Annotated in this window: 15 protein-coding genes; 7 read left to right on the forward strand and 8 right to left on the reverse strand. The window is 73.4% G+C overall.

Annotated elements, in window-relative coordinates:
* The first annotated feature begins 12 nt into the window (after nucleotides 1-12).
* On the forward strand, nucleotides 13-1,041 hold the full coding sequence (gene ilvC / locus ACYU96_RS00100; RefSeq protein WP_460747914.1) for a ketol-acid reductoisomerase: 1,029 nt from the start codon (nucleotides 13-15) through the stop codon (nucleotides 1,039-1,041).
* 55 nt (nucleotides 1,042-1,096) lie between these two features.
* On the opposite strand, the gene ACYU96_RS00105 is transcribed toward ilvC, so the two are convergent.
* The gene (locus ACYU96_RS00105; RefSeq protein ID WP_460747916.1) at nucleotides 1,097-2,059 is read right to left on the reverse strand and encodes a DMT family transporter; all 963 of its coding nucleotides are present in this window, start codon (nucleotides 2,057-2,059) and stop codon (nucleotides 1,097-1,099) included.
* Nucleotides 2,060-2,152: 93 nt separating this feature from the next.
* Here ACYU96_RS00105 and ACYU96_RS00110 point away from each other — a divergent pair, with 93 nt between their 5' ends.
* From ACYU96_RS00110 to ACYU96_RS00125, 4 genes are all read left to right on the forward strand, one after another.
* Nucleotides 2,153-2,851 (forward strand): ASCH domain-containing protein, encoded by a 699-nt coding sequence (locus tag ACYU96_RS00110; RefSeq protein WP_460747917.1) that lies wholly within the window; start codon nucleotides 2,153-2,155, stop codon nucleotides 2,849-2,851.
* Nucleotides 2,852-2,913: 62 nt separating this feature from the next.
* The gene (locus ACYU96_RS00115; RefSeq protein ID WP_460747919.1) at nucleotides 2,914-3,978 is read left to right on the forward strand and encodes a 3-isopropylmalate dehydrogenase; all 1,065 of its coding nucleotides are present in this window, start codon (nucleotides 2,914-2,916) and stop codon (nucleotides 3,976-3,978) included.
* 114 nt (nucleotides 3,979-4,092) lie between these two features.
* The gene (locus tag ACYU96_RS00120) at nucleotides 4,093-5,223 is read left to right on the forward strand and encodes a branched-chain amino acid aminotransferase (protein WP_460747921.1); all 1,131 of its coding nucleotides are present in this window, start codon (nucleotides 4,093-4,095) and stop codon (nucleotides 5,221-5,223) included.
* Nucleotides 5,224-5,455: 232 nt separating this feature from the next.
* A complete protein-coding gene (locus tag ACYU96_RS00125) occupies nucleotides 5,456-7,156 on the forward strand; it encodes a cellulase family glycosylhydrolase (RefSeq protein ID WP_460747923.1) in 1,701 nt (566 codons plus the stop codon).
* A 38-nt stretch (nucleotides 7,157-7,194) separates the two neighbouring features.
* Here the strand turns inward: ACYU96_RS00125 and ACYU96_RS00130 are convergent, their stop codons facing one another.
* Genes ACYU96_RS00130 through ACYU96_RS00160 form a run of 7 tightly spaced genes read right to left on the reverse strand, consistent with a single transcriptional unit; the run spans nucleotide 7,195 to nucleotide 14,236 of the window.
* Complete coding sequence (locus ACYU96_RS00130) at nucleotides 7,195-8,583, reverse strand: alkaline phosphatase family protein (protein ID WP_460747924.1); 1,389 nt, start codon at nucleotides 8,581-8,583, stop codon at nucleotides 7,195-7,197.
* On the reverse strand, nucleotides 8,580-9,779 hold the full coding sequence (eboE, locus tag ACYU96_RS00135; RefSeq protein ID WP_460747926.1) for a metabolite traffic protein EboE: 1,200 nt from the start codon (nucleotides 9,777-9,779) through the stop codon (nucleotides 8,580-8,582). Before eboE ends, ACYU96_RS00130 begins: the two co-directional genes overlap by 4 nt.
* The gene (locus ACYU96_RS00140) at nucleotides 9,779-10,654 is read right to left on the reverse strand and encodes a TatD family hydrolase (protein WP_460747928.1); all 876 of its coding nucleotides are present in this window, start codon (nucleotides 10,652-10,654) and stop codon (nucleotides 9,779-9,781) included. The genes eboE and ACYU96_RS00140 overlap by 1 nt, the downstream gene beginning before the upstream one ends.
* A gap of 3 nt (nucleotides 10,655-10,657) precedes the next feature.
* Nucleotides 10,658-11,347, reverse strand: a complete 690-nt coding sequence (locus ACYU96_RS00145) for an EboA domain-containing protein (RefSeq protein WP_460747929.1) — start codon at nucleotides 11,345-11,347, stop codon at nucleotides 10,658-10,660.
* Nucleotides 11,344-12,198: a sugar phosphate isomerase/epimerase family protein gene (locus ACYU96_RS00150; RefSeq protein ID WP_460747931.1), complete on the reverse strand. Its 855-nt coding sequence runs from the start codon at nucleotides 12,196-12,198 to the stop codon at nucleotides 11,344-11,346. Before ACYU96_RS00150 ends, ACYU96_RS00145 begins: the two co-directional genes overlap by 4 nt.
* Entirely contained in the window at nucleotides 12,195-13,082 is an 888-nt protein-coding gene (locus tag ACYU96_RS00155) for an SCO3242 family prenyltransferase (RefSeq protein WP_460747933.1), read from the reverse strand. The genes ACYU96_RS00150 and ACYU96_RS00155 overlap by 4 nt, the downstream gene beginning before the upstream one ends.
* Complete coding sequence (locus ACYU96_RS00160; protein ID WP_460747934.1) at nucleotides 13,079-14,236, reverse strand: inositol-3-phosphate synthase; 1,158 nt, start codon at nucleotides 14,234-14,236, stop codon at nucleotides 13,079-13,081. Before ACYU96_RS00160 ends, ACYU96_RS00155 begins: the two co-directional genes overlap by 4 nt.
* Between ACYU96_RS00160 and ACYU96_RS00165 the strand changes: the two genes are divergently transcribed.
* Nucleotides 14,229-14,513 carry a hypothetical protein gene (locus ACYU96_RS00165; RefSeq protein WP_460747936.1) on the forward strand — a complete coding sequence of 95 codons (285 nt, stop codon included), beginning with the start codon at nucleotides 14,229-14,231 and terminating at the stop codon, nucleotides 14,511-14,513. The genes ACYU96_RS00160 and ACYU96_RS00165 overlap by 8 nt on opposite strands.
* Before the next feature lie 157 nt (nucleotides 14,514-14,670).
* Nucleotides 14,671-16,332, forward strand: a complete 1,662-nt coding sequence (gene cimA, locus ACYU96_RS00170) for a citramalate synthase (protein WP_460747937.1) — start codon at nucleotides 14,671-14,673, stop codon at nucleotides 16,330-16,332.
* Nucleotides 16,333-16,348: the final 16 nt, after the last annotated feature.

Raw genomic sequence — 16,348 nt, forward strand, 5'->3', positions numbered from 1 at the left:
GGAGCAAGAACCGTGGCTGAGCTGTTCTACGACGACGACGCCGACCTGTCGATCATCCAGCAGAAGAAGGTGGCGGTGATCGGCTACGGCAGTCAGGGTCACGCGCACTCGCTGAACCTGCGCGACTCCGGGGTGGACGTCACCGTCGGCCTGCGCGACGGCTCCCCGTCGCGGGCCAAGGCCGAGGACCAGGGCCTCGAGGTGGCGAGCGTCGCCGACGCCGTGCGTGGCGCCGACGTGGTGGTCATCCTGGCCCCGGACCAGGTCCAGCGCCTCGTGTACGCGGACGAGATCGCCCCGAACCTCAAGGAAGGCGCGGCCCTCGTGTTCGGCCACGGCTTCAACATCCGGTTCGGCTACATCAAGCCCGAGGCCGCCCACGACGTGTTCATGGTCGCCCCGAAGGGCCCGGGTCACCTCGTGCGCCGCGAGTACGCCGACGGCCGTGGCGTCCCGGTGCTGGTCGCCGTCGAGCAGGACGCGTCGGGCTCGGCGTGGCAGACCGCGCTCTCGTACGCGAAGGCGGTCGGTGGCCTGCGGGCGGCGGGCATCAAGACCACCTTCACCGAGGAGACCGAGACCGACCTGTTCGGTGAGCAGTCGGTCCTCTGCGGTGGCGCGTCGCAGCTCGTCCAGTACGGCTTCGAGACGCTGACCGAGGCCGGCTACCAGCCGGAGATCGCCTACTTCGAGGTGCTGCACGAGCTCAAGCTGATCGTCGACCTCATGGTCGAGGGCGGCATCGCCAAGCAGCGCTGGAGCGTCTCCGACACGGCCGAGTACGGCGACTACGTCTCGGGCCCGCGCGTCATCTCGCCCGAGGTGAAGGAGAACATGAAGGCCGTGCTGGGCGACATCCAGTCCGGCGCGTTCGCCGAGCGTTTCATCGCCGACCAGGACGCCGGCGCCCCGGAGTTCAAGGAGCTCCGTGCCAAGGGCGAGCAGCACCCGATCGAGGAGACCGGCCGCGAGCTGCGCAAGATGTTCGCCTGGATCAAGCCGACGGACACGGACTACACGGAGGGCTCGGTCGCCCGCTGACCCCGCGGACCCCGGTCATCACCCGCTGGGGAGATGGCCGGGGTCCGCCGTGCGCTCAGCGTCGTTCGGGGCGACGCTCGAACAGGAGCGGGATCGCCACCGCGACCAGGGTGAGGGCCGCGCCGACGTAGGTGAGCGGTCCCGGCGGGGCCGCGTCCGGGGCCGCGACGTCCAGCACCAGGGCACCCACGATCTGGCCCGCGATCAGGCTCAGGCTCAGCACCAGCACGCCCACGCGGTGCACCACGGCCGCCCCGAGGGCGATGAACACGATGCCGATCACCCCGCCCGTGTAGAGCAGGGGGTCGGCCGGGAGCGCGCCGTCCGGCGCGCCGTCGAACAGGATCGAGAGGCCGAGTGCCAGGAGCAGCGCGACCGTGCCGACCACGAAGTTGACGAAGGTGGCGGCGAGGACGTCCTCGGCGGCCGCCCGGACGCGGCCGTTCACGGCCTGCTGCCAGGCGGACCCGACGCCCGCCAGGAGCGGCAGCACGGCGAGCGCGAGGGCCGACGGCGAGCCGATCCCGCCGGACATCGCGATCGCGACGGCGACGACGGTCAGCGCCGGGCCGGCCGCGCGCGGCAGCGTCACGAACCGCACCCCGCCGGGCCCGAGGCCGATCCGGTCCACGACGATCGACCCGATCGACTGACCGGTCACGAACGCCACGATGAAGACGGCGACCCCGAGCGACCCCACGGCGAGCCCCTGCGACGCCACGAAGAAGCCGCCCGCCGCGCCGCCGAGGCACTGCCAGGGCCGCAGGCCGCCGTCGCGCAGCGCCGCCGCGATCCGGCGCAGGCCTGCCCGGCCACGGCGCGAGACGAGCAGGGCGGCGCACAGCAGCACCAGGCCGGAGCCGAACGAGATGACGGCCGCGAGATACCCGCTGCCGACGTGCCCGGCGAGCGTGCCGTTGACGCGGCTCTGTACGGCGATCGCGGCCCCGCCGACGACGGCGAGGGCGACCGGGACGACGAGTGCGGGATCACGTCGGCGGGCGGAGGAGGATTGCACGGCTTCGAGCGTATGTTCCGCCAGGGCCGCCGGGCGTGCCGAACGGCGTCGGGTGGGTCACAGTCGCCCGGCCGATACGGCAGGATGGGCGGGGTGACCGACGACACGCGTGAACCCGAGCAGCACGACGAGACCACCGGCTCCGCGGAGGAGGAGTTCGCCGCGGACGACGACTTCGACCCGGCGCGGCCCGAGGTGGAGGACGCCGATCCGGAGGACGCCGCCGCGGACGACTTCGATCCCGCGACCTTCGACCCGGAGGACTTCGCCGGCGACGGGGCGGACGACGTCGAGGAGGAGACCGCCGTCGCCGTCCAGTCCTTCTGGGAGATGGTGCGCCCGTATGCCGGGATGGCGAAGACGGGCGTGGTGACGGGCGTCCTGGCCTCGGAGACGGTGCCGCCGCCGGCGTGGTCGTTCGGCGACGAGGCGGAGCTCGCGGACCGCCTGCTGGAGCTGGTCGTGTCCGGGGAGAAGACGGCGACGTCGTCGGCCGCGTGGGACTACGAGGACGCCGGCGAGCCGCTGCCGGAGGCGGGCGAGCTGTCGATCCTGCTCGACGGCGTGGGGCAGCCGCGGGCGCTGATCCGCACGACGAGCGTCGAGACCGTCCCCTTCGACGAGGTGGACGACGACGTGGCCGCCGCCGAGGGGGAGGGCGACAGGTCGCTGGAGTCCTGGCGCACCGAGCACGAGGAGTTCTTCCGCCGCTCCCTGCCGGAGGAGCGCCGGTTCGCGACGGACATGCCGGTGGTGGTCGAGCGCTTCGAGGTCTTGTACCCCAAGCCGTGATGCCGTCCCAGGAACTGAGACCCCTGTCTCATTTTCGCGGTCGGACACGCTAGGCTCCGTGCATGGTGGAGAACGGGACGGACCAGCGGATCGACCTGGCAGTGGTGGCAGGTGACGGCATCGGCACCGAGGTGGTGGAGCAGGGCCTGAAGGCCCTGGACACGGCGCTCGCGCCGAGCGGCACGAAGGTGGTCCCCACGGAGTTCGACCTGGGCGCGCGCCGTTGGCACGCCACGGGCGAGACGCTCACCGACGCGGACCTCGAGCGGATCAGGGAGCACGACGCGATCCTGCTCGGCGCGATCGGCGACCCGACCGTCCCGTCCGGCGTGCTGGAGCGCGGGCTGCTGCTCAAGCTGCGGTTCACGCTCGACCACTACGTCAACCTGCGTCCGTCCCGCCTCTTCGAGGGCGTCACCAGCCCGCTCGCCGAGCCGGGCGAGATCGACTTCGTCGTGGTCCGCGAGGGCACCGAGGGCCCGTACACCGGCAACGGCGGCGCGCTGCGCGTCGGCACCCCGGCCGAGATCGCCACCGAGGTCAGCGTGAACACCGCGTACGGCGTCGAGCGCGTGGTCCGCGACGCCTTCGCGCGGGCCGCGAAGCGCGAGCGCAAGCACCTCACCCTCGTCCACAAGCACAACGTGCTGGTGCACGCCGGGCACCTGTGGCGCCGCACGGTCGAGGCCGTGAACGCCGACTTCCCCGACGTCACCACGGACTACCTGCACGTGGACGCGGCCACGATCTTCCTCACCACGAACCCGAGCCGGTTCGACGTGATCGTCACCGACAACCTGTTCGGGGACATCCTCACCGACCAGGCGGCAGCCATCACGGGCGGGATCGGGCTGGCGGCGTCGGCCAACATCAACCCCGACCGCACGGCGCCGTCGATGTTCGAGCCGGTACACGGCTCGGCGCCCGACATCGCGGGCACCGGCAAGGCCGACCCGACCGCGACGATCCTGTCGGTCGGGCTGCTGCTGGACCACCTGGGCCGCGGCGCCGAGGCGGCTCGAGTAGAGGCGGCGGTCGCCGCGGACATCGCGGAGCGGGCGACGGCGTCGTCCGTACGCACCACGGCGCAGATCGGCGCCGACATCGCGGCTCGGATCGCGGGGTAGCACATCCCCACGGCCGGGTACGCTGCCCGGCCGTCGGGGCATCCTCACAGGACAGGTCCCCTTCACCGGCCGGGCATGGAACACTGACTTCATCCGGTGAAAGGCTTTGAGATCATGACCACTACGTCCCACAACATCCTCCCGGCCGACCTCGAAGACCTCGTGGCCCGGTTCGACGTGCGGCGCACCGACGCGCCCAGGTCGGAGGACGAGCGCACATCCCTGCTCGCCGAGCCCAAGTTCGGTACGGTCTTCACCGACCACATGGCCCGCGTCTCCTGGCGTTCCAGCGAGGGCTGGACCGACCGCCGCGTCGAGCCGTACGGCCCCCTGCACCTCGACCCGGCCACCGCGGTGCTGCACTACGCCCAGGAGATCTTCGAGGGCATGAAGGCGTACAAGCACGCCGACGGCTCGGTCTGGACCTTCCGCCCCGAGCAGAACGCGCAGCGCTACGCCCGCAGCGCCCACCGTCTCGCGCTGCCGCAGCTCGGCGAGGAGGACTTCCTCGCCTCGATCGCGGCCCTGGTGCGGGCGGACGTCGACTGGGTCCCGGGTGGCGAGGACTCCTCGCTCTACCTGCGCCCCTTCATGTTCGCGAGCGAGTCGTTCCTCGGCGTGCGGCCGGCGCTCGAGGTGGAGCACCTCGTCATCGCCTCGCCCGTCGGCCCGTACTTCGCGGGCGGGGTGCGGCCCGTGTCGATCTACCTGTCGGAGAAGTACCACCGCGCCGGGCCGCCCGGAGGCACGGGCGACGCGAAGTTCGGCGGCAACTACGCCGCCAGCCTCCTGCCGCAGAGGGAGGCGCAGGAGCGCGGCTTCGACCAGGTCTGCTTCCTCGACGGCGCCGAGAGCACCTACCTCGAAGAGCTCGGCGGCATGAACATCTTCCTGGTGATGGACGACGGCACGCTCCACACGCCGCGGCTCGGCTCCATCCTCGAGGGCATCACCCGCAGGTCGGTCCTCCAGCTCGCCACCGACCGTGGCTACGAGGTGGTCGAGCGGCGGATCCCCGCGCGAGAGCTCATGGAGGGCATCGAGTCGGGCCGGGTCAAGGAGTTCTTCGCGTGCGGCACGGCGGCGGTCGTCACGCCGATCGGCCGGCTCGCGTCGTCGGACTTCGACGTGCAGGTGGCCGACGGCGGCCCCGGCGAGCTGACGATGGCGCTGCGCAAGGAGCTCACCGACATCCAGTACGGCCGGGCGGAGGACCGCCACGGCTGGATGCGTCGCCTGGCCTGAGCCCGCCTGGCCCGAAGCTGCCGGCACCGTCGCCGTCCTAATCGTTTCGGACGGCGCCCTCGGCCCGGGCCGCCGCTCTCTCGCCGGTCCCCGTCACCCGCGCGGTGGCGGGGATCGCACGCGCCGTGCGCCGGCGAGCTGGAAACCGGTTCCCGGCAACCCTTGACGTGGCGGGAGCGCCCTCACAACCATGGGAGCGTTCACACAGGTGAAAAACGAGAAGGGCCTCGTCATGCACAGACGTGCGCGCACCACGGCCGGCATCGTCGCCGGCACCGCACTCGCACTCGCGTCGGCCGTCACGGCCGGCGCCGCCGGGACGGCCGCGGCGGCCGCCGGCGCACCCCCGCGGATCACGGCGATCGCCGAGGAGATGCAGCCTGGCTGGAACCTGGGCAACAGCCTCGACGCCACCGGCGACGACGAGACGTCGTGGGGCAACCCCCGCATCACCCCGGAGCTCCTGGACCAGGTCCGGGCCGAGGGCTTCAACAGCATCCGCATCCCCGTCACGTGGGGCCAGCACCAGGGCGGCGCGCCGGACCACGTCATCGAGGAGGAGTACCTCGACCGCGTCGAGGAGGTGGTGGGCTGGGCGCTCGACGACGGCTTCTACGTCATGCTCAACGTCCACCACGACTCCTGGCAGTGGGTGAACACCATGCCCGGGAACCACGACGCGGTCCTCGACCGCTACTCGGACACCTGGGCCCAGATCGCCGACAGGTTCCAGGACGCCGACGCCCGGCTGATGCTCGAGAGCGTCAACGAGCCGCAGTTCGACGGCGGCGACGAGGCACAGCACCTGCGGCTGCTGGCCGAGCTCAACTCCACCTTCCACGAGATCGTGCGGAGCTCGGGCGGGGTCAACGAGACCCGGCCGCTCGTGCTGCCCACCCTGCACACCGGTCAGGACCAGGCGTACCTCGACGCGCTCGCGGCCGAGATCGCGGCGCTCGACGACCCGAACCTCATCGCGACGGTGCACTACTACGGCTTCTGGCCGTTCAGCGTCAACATCGCGGGCTACACGCGGTTCGACGCCGAGGTCCGGGCGGACATCGACACCGTCTTCGACCGGGTGCACTCGGCGTTCGTCGCCCAGGGCGTCCCGGTGATCCTCGGCGAGTACGGCCTGCTCGGCTTCGACCGGCACACCGGCACCATCGAGCAGGGCGAGAAGCTGAAGTTCTTCGAGTACCTCGGCAACGCCATGCGTGAGCGCGGGATCGCGACGATGCTCTGGGACAACGGCCAGCACCTGGACCGCACGGGCCTCACCTGGCAGGACCCCGCGCTGTTCGAGCAGATCTCGTCGAGCTGGACGGAGCGCTCGGGGACGGCGTCGTCGGACCTGGTGTTCGTGCCGACGACGGGCGACGTCGCGGCGCAGAGCCTGACCCTCGAACCGCACGGGACCACCTTCGAGGCGCTGCTGCACGGCGGCGCGGAGCTGGCCGAGGGGAGCGACTACACCCTGTCGGGCGACGAGCTGACGCTGTCGGCGGCCCTCCTGGAGCAGCTCGCCTGCGGCCGCACGCCGGGCCCGGCCGCCGAGCTGACGGTCCGGTTCTCGGACGGGGTGCCGTGGACGGTGCGGGTCATCAACCAGGCCACGCCGGTGCTCCAGGACGCCTCCGGCACCTCGGGGTCGTTCGCGGTCCCGACGTCGTTCACGGGCGACCTGCTCGCCACGATGGAGGCGACGACGGCGGACGGCAGCCCGACCGGCCCGCAGAACTGGACGTCGTACAAGGAGTTCGACGTGACGTTCGCCCCGGACTACGGCGCCGGCACCATCACCCTCACCCCGGAGTTCTTCGCCGAGGTGCCGGACGGCACCGTGAACCTCACGTTCCACTTCTGGAGCGGCGCGACGGTCCCGTACACCCTCACGAAGAGCGGCAGCACCGTGACCGGCAGCGCGGGCTGACGCCCGGACGGCGCGACGTCAGACCGGACGGTGCGCCGTCAGGGGAGCGCCAGGTCCAGGACCGTCTGCTTGACCGTCGCCGCCGGGACCGCACGGTCCGTGTCCACGTACTCCCGCACCGCGGGCGGCAGGTCGGGGTCCGAGCAGAGGATCATCGGCCCCGTCTCCGGTGACGACGGCAGCCGGCCGTGGGTCCCCCGCACGTACGACGGGTCGAGCGGCGTCGTGCGCATCGTGTAGCGCAGGCCCAGGGCCTTCTTCACCAGCCCGAGCCCGGCGCGTGCCTGGGAGAGCGGGTCGGCCGGGTCGAAGAACAGCTCGGCCGGGTCGTAGCCGGGCTTGCGGTGGATGTCGATGGCGCGCGCGTACTCCGGGGCGCGGTCGTCGTCGAGCCAGAAGTAGTACGTGAACCAGGCCTCCGGCTCGGCGACCGCCACGAGCTCCCCGGACCGCTCGTGGTCCAGCCCGTACCGGGCCTGCGCCTCCCGGTCCAGCACCTCGTCCACTCCGGGCAGCTCGCGGAGGATCGCGGCGACGCCCGGGACGTCGGCCGGGTCCGCCACGTACACGTGTGCCACCTGGTGGTCGGCGACGGCGAACGCGCGGGACGTCCACGGGTCGAGCTGTTCCCGCCCGAGCTGCGTGTACACCTCGAGCAGGCCCTCGCGGCGCAGCGCCCGGTTCACGTCGACAGGCCGGGACGCCGGACCGATCCCGTACTCCGACACGGCCAGCACGGTGACGCCGCGCGCCTCGGCGTCGTCGAGCAGCGGCCGCAGCGCCGTGTCGAGGTCGGTCGCGGCGCGGTGCGCCTGCGGCGAGCCGGGGCCGAACCGTTGCAGGTCGTAGTCCAGGTGCGGTACGTACGCCATGGTGAGGTCGTGCTCGGGCAGGAGGTGCCGCGTCGCACCGGCGATCCAGTTCGTCGAGGCGATCGACGCCGTCGGCCCCCAGTAGTGGAAGAGGGGGAACGTGCCGAGCCGCTCCTCGAGCTCGTCGTGCAGGGCGGGCGGGCGCACGTAGGCGTCCGGCGACTTGCGCCCGTCCTGGTGGTAGATCGGCCGGGGGGTCACGGTGGCGTCGGTGGTGGCGCCCATCGCGTACCACCAGCACACGTTCGCGGTCCGGAAGCCGGGCGCGGCCTTCCGAGCCGCCTCCCACACCTTCTCCCCGGCGACCAGGCGGTTGTGCTGCCGCCACAGCAGAGGGTCGCCGAGCCCGCGGAACCACCAGCCGTTCGCGACGGCGCCGTGCTGCGCGGGCGCGGTCCCGGTCAGCATCGTCGACTGCACCGAGCAGGTCACCGCGGGCAGCACCGTGGCCAGCGGGGACTGCCAGCCCCCGGCGGCGAGCCGGCGCAGGCGCGGCATGCGGTCGAGCATGTCCGGGGTCAGCCCGACGACGTCGAGCAGCAGCACCGGCCTCATCGCGCCACCCCCGTGATCCCGCGGCCGGTCCCCGAGCCGCCCGCGACCCGCGGCGGCAGCAGGTGCTCCTCGGCCCAGCGCAGCTCGGCCGCGATCCCCTCCACGAGGTCTCCCGCGCCGCCGGGCAGCACCGACCAGGTGTACGTCTCCACGTCGAGGTGGGCGTCGGCGCCGTGCGGGGCGGCGCGTACGGCGTCCACCGCGTCGGCCAGGACGCCCGTGGTCGACGCCAGCGGTGGCTCGGGGTCGTGGTGCAGCGGCACGTGGAAGTGGACGCGCCACGGCCCGTCGCCGGGCAGGGGCGCCTGCCCGGTGCTGCCCAGCGCGTCGGGCAGGTCGTCGGCGGCGAGCACCGTGCCCTCGGGCGTCCGCTCCCGCACCTGGTGCAGGTACCGGTCCTCCGCGTACCTCCCGACGGCGGCCCGCGCCTCCGGGTCGGACGGCGCCGCGAGGTGCAGCGCCGCGGACGCCTGGACCTTGACCACGCGCAGCCCGGCTCCGGTGATGCGCCGGACGGCGCCCGCCGGGTCGGCGAACGAGACCGCGAGGTGGCAGGTGTCGAGGCAGACCCCGACGTGTTCCGGATCGATGCGGCGCTCCGCCGGGACCGCGGGCCCCGTACGCTCGGCCAGCCAGCCGACGACGTCGTCCACCGTGTCCAGCACGCAGCCCGGCTCCGGCTCGATGGCGAGCCGCACGACGCGGCCCGTGCGCGCGGCCAGCTCGCGCAGCTCGGCGGACGCCGTGGCCAGGGCGCGGGTGGCGACGTCGTCGTCGGCCCGCGACCACGGCGCGCGCCAGGCCAGGGGGAGGGTCGAGATCGACCCGTCGGCGCCGGGCGGGAGCAGCTCCGCCAGGACGCGGGCGCAGTCCAGGACGTAGCTCAGCCGGGCTCGCTCCGCCCAGGTCGGCGAGTACACGGTGTGCTTGACGACCTTCGCGTGGAACGCGGCGTACGGGAAGGCGTTCAGGGTGTGCACGGTGAGGCGGTGCTCGTCGAGCGTGTCGCGCAGCCGCGCCAGCGCGGCCGGCTCGGTGGCGAGCCGGTCCGCGAGCTGCGCGGGCAGCCACAGCCCGACCCCGAGCGTGTCGAGACCCGCCGCGGCCCGGACCGGCCCGGCGTATCTCGCGAGCTGGTCCAGGACGCCGTCGAGGTCCTCGGCCGGGTGGACGTTGGTGCAGTAGGAGAGCAGCATCAGGCACGCACCCCCCGCAGCACGCCCGACCCCTCGTACTCCGCGGGCGCCGGGAGCGCGCCGGGCACGAACCCGGGCACGGGGTCGAGCACGAGGTTGCCGGACTGCCCGTAGAACTCCACCGGATTGCGCCACAGCACCCGGTCGACGTCGTCGTCGGTGAAGCCCGCGTCCAGCATCGCGCGGCCGGTGCGGTACGTCTTGAGAGGGTCGGAGCGGCCCCAGTCGGCGGCGGAGTTCACGATCATGCCGTCGAGGCCGTGCTCCTGGAGGAGCGCGACCATGCGGTGCTCGTCCATCTTCGTGTCCGGGTAGATGGAGAAGCCGGCCCAGGCGCCGGCGTCGCGCACCATGGCCACGGTGGTCTCGTTGAGGTGGTCGACGACGACCCGCTCCGGCGGCAGGCCCGACTCGCGCACGACGTCGAGCGTGCGCCGCGTCCCGGCGAGCTTGTCGCGGTGCGGGGTGTGGACCAGGACGGGCAGCTCGGCGTCCCGCGCGAGCTCGAGCTGGCGGGCGAAGGCCTCGTCCTCCTCCGGGGTCATCGAGTCGTAGCCCACCTCACCGACGGCCACGACGCCGTCCTTGAGCAGGTAGCGCGGGATCTCGTCGAGCACCTCGCGGCAGCGCGGGTCGTTCGCCTCCTTCGGGTTGAGGGCGATCGTCGCGTGGTGCCGCACGCCGAACTGTGCCGCCCGGAACCGTTCCCACCCGATGAGCGAGTCGAAGTAGTCGAGGAACGAGCCGACGCCCGTGCGCGGCTGCCCCAGCCAGAACGCCGGCTCGACCACGGCTTGCACGCCGTGCGCGGCCATGCGCTCGTAGTCGTCCGTGGTGCGGCTGGTCATGTGGATGTGCGGGTCGAGGATGCGCATGGGTCACTCCACGGTCTCGTCGGTCAGGAGATGGTCCAGGTCGCCGGGCACCGCCCGCCCGGCGGCACGGCGCTCGGCCGCGAGGTCGCGCGCCATGCGGGCCAGCTCCGCGTCGCGGCGCGCGTCGAGGCCGGCGACGGCCTCGAGGCTCACGCCCAGGAACACGAGCTTGATCACGGCGTGCCGCCAGGTGTGCTGGTCCAGGTGGCGGGCGCCGAACGGGCCGACGGCGGCCGCCACCAGGCCGGCGTCGTTCGAGCGCAGGGCGTCGGCGGCGAGCTCGGCGCCGGTCGTCGCGAGCGGGGCGGTCAGGGCGGACGGGGGCGGCGGCCCCAGCCCGGGCTCGACGTCCGGTTCCGGGCCGGGCTCGACGAGCCGGACCGTCAGCGCGTCCAGGCCGCGCAGGACCCCGCGGCGCTCGGCGGTGTCGCCCTGGTGGTACAGGGTGCGCAGCTCGTCGGCGACGTCGACGGTCCCGGTGGTGCGGGCGGCGTCGGCCAGTGCGAGGACGAGGGCGGCGCGCGCTGCGTCGTCGACGGTGCCGTGCACGACCCCGGACGGGTCGGTGCCGGGCCGCAGCGGCCCGCGCCCGACCTTGCGCGCGGCGAACGCGAACGCGCGGGGGAGCGTGGTCGGGTCGCGCCGGACGTCGTCGAGCGCACCCGACAGCCACGGGTGCGAGGGAGTGGTCATGCGTGGCCCCCTTGTCGGTCGGGCAGCGCCGCGCGGAGTGCGCGCAATGAGTCTCGTGCCAGGGCAGGTGCCGCGTGGGAGTGGCGGGGCAGCTCGACGGCGGCGACCCCGTCGTACCCGATCTCGTCCAGGACGCCCATCACCCCGGCCAGGTCGAGCTCGCCCGCGCCGAACGGGCGGTGCTCGTGGTGCGTGCGCGGCATGTCGTCGAGCTGCACGTTGCGCAGGTACGGCGCGGCACGGCGCAGCGCGCCGGCGGGCCCGTCGGGCTCGACGACGAGGCAGTGCCCGACGTCGACGGTCAGCCCCAGCCCGGTGGCCCCCGCACCCAGCTCCGCCCGCAGCCGCAGCGCGTCGTCCACCGTCTCGACGAGCATGCCCGGCTCCGGCTCGATCGCGAGCGGGACCCCGCGCCCGGCGGCGTACCGCAGCAGCACCGCGACCCGCTCCAGCAGACGCGACCAGCCGGTCCGGGCAGGGACGCCGCCGGGCAGCACACCCGAGAAGAACGACACGCAGGTGGCGTCGAGCCCGGCGGCGACGTCGACGGCCCGGCGCAGGTAGTCGAGCCGCGGCGCGGCCTCCGCCTCCGGGTGCAGGAGCGTGGGGTGGTGCTTGCGCAGCGGGTCGAGCAGGTACCGCGTCCCCGTCTCGACGACGACGGCGGTGCCGGCCCGGGCGAACCGGTCCCGCAGGCGGGCGACCGTCGCGTCCGCCGTGGGGTCGAACGGGTCCAGGTGCGGGAACCCGAGGGTGAGCGCGACGGCGTCGTACCCGCAGCCGTCGATGACGTCGAGCGCGGCGTCGAGGGGATGGTCCCCGAATCCGTTGGTGCCGTAGCCAAGCCTCATGTGACGCTCACCCCCGACCGGCGCCGGGCCAGGAGCCGGCCCACGGCCGTGACGCCCGCCAGGAACAGCGCGGTGCCCGCGGCCCCGGCTCCGGCGGACCACGCCGCCTGCAACGGCACCATCGCACCGATGCCCGACTTCGTGGCCTCGCGGGCGGCGGGCCCGGTCGGCACCTGCGCGGCCCGTACCTGCGCGGGCAGGCACGCGGCCGCGTACGCGGCGCTGCCGGCGAGACCGAGCCCGGTCGCCACGCTCGTCGCCGGGCGAGGGTGCGCGGCCAGCGTCACGGCGATCGTGGCCGCGGTGACCGTGAGCGTGCCCGCGGCGGTGAGGGCTGCCGTCCTCGTCGTCGTCCCGTGGACCTCGCCGCGGGAGAGGACGGTGACGCCCAGCGTGTGCGCGGCGATCGTGGACGCGGCCGGGAGGCCCGCCGCGATGCGGCCGGACGAGGCGCCGAGCAGGACGTCGAGGCCGCGGCACGCGGCCATCGCCACCGGGCCGGCGACGCTGTCCTTCACGAGCGTGTCGTAGGTCCACACGCAGGCCGCGAGCGCGGACGCGACGCCGAACGCGCGTCGTCCGCCGCCCACGGCCGCCGCGGCGACCCCCGCCGCCGTGAGCGCCGCGCCGAGCCCGAGGGCGGCGCGCGGGGAGACCCGGCCGGAGGGGATGGGCCGCTCGGGCCGCTCGATCGCGTCGACGTCCCGGTCCGACCAGTCGTTCAGCACCATGCCCCCCGCGTACAGGCAGGCGGACGCGACCGGCAGCGCGAGCCGGCGCGGTGTCACCGGGACGCGCGCGGCGGCCATCCCCGTGAGCGGGTCGCCGAGGGTGGTCAGGATTCCGGGGGCGCGGGTGAGCTCGGCGAGATCCCGGGGAGTCACGCCGAGCGCTCGTTCCCGGAGGCGGCGACCCGCTGGGCCCAGGAGGTCAGCGTCGCGTACTGGGCGGCCGCGTCGTGCTCGTCCGAGGCCCACGGGTCCTTGAAGAAGAAGCCCAGCTCGGGGACCGGGCCGGCCACCCCGGCCGCGTGGGCGAGCGAGAGGAGCCGCGCGAGGTCCAGCACCAGCGGCGCCGCGAGCAGCGAGTCGTACGCCGACCACGTCGTCTGCAAGGTCAGCCGCGAGCCGAGGAACCCCTCCACGTGCACGTGGTCCCACGCCACCTTGACGTCGCCGAGATCGGGAACGTTGTCGATGTGCAGCGGGGCGGTGTCCGTGCCGGTGAGGTCCCGCAGACCGCGCGACTTCGACGTGAGCTTCGACGCCGCGTTGTGCGGGTCGGCCAGGGTCGCGCCGTCGCCTCCGCCGAGCAGGTTGGTGCCCGCCCAGGAGAGCACCCGCAGGTTCCGCGCCGCGAACGCGGGGGCGAGGGCCGTGCGGAGCCACGTCTGCCCGGTCTTGCCGTCCTGGCCCGCGACGGGGAGACCGGCCTCCGTGGCGAGACGGGTGAGCGCCGGCAGGCTCATCCCCGGACTCGGTGTGAAGGCCGCGTACGCGGCACCCGCCAGGATCGCGGCGTAGGCCGTGACCGACGACGGCGGCAGCGGGTGGGCGCCCGCCCCGGGCGCCGGAGCGTGCGACCCGTTGGACCGCAGGGCCGCCAGGAGTGCGTGCGGGTCGCGGTGCTCGGGCCGCAGCTCGACCGGCGGTTCCGTCGACGCCAGGTCGACGACGACCACCCGGTCCAGGTCGTGGCGCACGCGGAAGTCCGTGATGTCGTGGGCGAGCCGCTCGGCGACCTCCTGCTGCGGCGCGGTGTCGTGGCGCGGGTCGTAGCCGGGGCGCACCTCGGCGTCGGCCCTCGTCAGCGCGGGGCGGGCAGCCTCCAGGAGAGCGTGGGGGAGGGCGCCGGACTCGACGAGCGCCTCGGCACGCTTGCTCATCGCGGCGTCCGTGACGTCGTGCCCACCCACCACGATGTCCTCGAACGCGGCGAGGGGGAGGGTGTCGAACGGAGCGGTCGCGGTGACGCAGCCCGTCGGCGGGGAGTGCCCGTCCGTGATCGCCGAGAGCCCGAGGACAGCGGTGGTGGCCACCGATCCTCGTGCCCCCACGAGCCACAATCCTGTTCGTGCAGTCCCCTGGTGCATCGCCGCTCCCCTCGTCATCGTTGACAGGAGCTACCATAACCAGACTTTTGCTCGTAAACAATCAAAAGGTGATGCGAACCGTCCGGGATGGCAGGACATCGACCGTCCGTGGGCCGCGAAGTACCGGATCATGGCCCGGGGCTACCACATCCCTGTGTCGTGTGGCACCATGGCCCGCATGAACCCGCGCAGCACCCAGCGTCTGGCGATCATCATTCGCTAGCGCGTCCGGCAGCACCATGCTGGACGCGCAGACCTTCCGTACCCGGAGGGTCTTTTTTCTTGCCCGCACACCCACGAGGTCATCCGCGACACGTACCTGCCCGCCAGCCACGACCCGCCGTCGGGCCGCGGCGCCTCTTACGGAAGAGACCTGACGCATGCGCACCGCCACACCGTTCCACGTCTACGACACCACTCTGCGCGACGGGGCCCAGCAGGAGGGGATGAACCTCTCGGTCACGGACAAGCTCGCGATCGCGGCGCAGCTGGACGAGCTGGGCGTCGGGTTCATCGAGGGCGGCTGGCCGGGTGCCGTCCCCAAGGACACCGACTTCTTCGCGCGCGCGGCCAAGGAGCTCACCCTGCGCAACGCCGTCATGGCAGCGTTCGGCGCGACCCGCAAGGCGGGCATGCGCGCCGGCGACGACCCGCAGGTCCGCGCGCTGCTCGACGCCGAGACGCCCGTCGTCACCCTCGTGGCCAAGTCCGACTCGCGGCACGTGGAGCGTGCGCTGCGGACCACGCGCGACGAGAACCTCGCGATGATCCGCGACACCGTCGAGTTCCTCACGGGCGAGGGCCGCCGCGTCGTGCTCGACGCCGAGCACTTCTTCGACGGCTACCGCTACGACGCCGACTACGCGCTCAGCGCCGCGCGGACCGCCTTCGAGGCCGGCGCCGAGGTGGTCTGCCTCTGCGACACGAACGGCGGCATGATCCCCACCCGTGTCTCGGAGATCGTCGGGGAGGTGCTGTCCGCCGTCGGCGGCCCCGTCGGGCGGGTCGACGACGACGGGCGCGCGAGCGGGCCGATGCTCGGCATGCACGCGCACAACGACTCGGGCTGCGCCGTGGCGAACACGCTCGCGGCCGTCGAGGCCGGGGTGACGCACGTGCAGGGCACCGTGAACGGGTACGGCGAGCGCACCGGAAACGCCGACCTCGTCGCGGTGACGGCGAACCTCCAGCTCAAGCTCGGCATGGAGCTCGTGCCACCGGCGGGGCTCCGCGAGGCCACCCGCATCGCCCACGCGATCAGCGAGGTGACGAACATCTCGCCGTTCGCCCGGCAGCCGTACGTGGGGCAGAGCGCGTTCACGCACAAGGCGGGGCTGCACGCCAGCGCCATCCGCGTCGACCCGGACCTCTACCAGCACATGGACCCGAAGGACGTCGGGAACGACATGCGGATGCTGGTCAGCGACATGGCCGGGCGTGCGTCGGTCGAGCTGAAGGGGCGCGAGCTCGGGTTCGACCTGTCGGACCGCAAGGACGTCCTGGCCCGGGTGACCGACCGCGTCAAGCACGACGAGGCGCGCGGCTACACCTACGAGGCCGCCGACGCGTCGTTCGAGCTGTTGCTGCGCGCCGAGCTCGGCGAGCTGCCGCGCTACTTCGAGACGCAGTCGTGGCGGACCATCGTGGAGACCGTCCCGCACGGGCACACGCCCGCCGACGTGTACGGCCCCGAGGCCGAGACGTTCGCCGAGGCCACCGTGAAGATGAGCGCGGGCGGCGAGCGGGTCGTGGCGACGGGGGAGGGAAACGGCCCGGTCGACGCGCTGGACCACGCGGTGCGGCAAGCGCTGACGCCGGTCTACCCGGAGCTGGAGCGGTTCGAGCTGATCGACTTCAAGGTGCGCATCCTCGATACGGACCAGGGGACCGACGCGACCACGCGGGTGCTCATCGAGACGGCGGGGGACGAGTGCTCCTGGTCCACGGTGGGCGTGGGCCCGAACGTCATCGAGGCGGCCTGGGAAGCGGTGACTGGCGCCTACGTGTACGGCCTGATCAAGGCCGGCGTCGAGCCGGCATAGCGTGGGACGGCGTCCG

Source organism: Myceligenerans cantabricum (assembly GCF_054777735.1).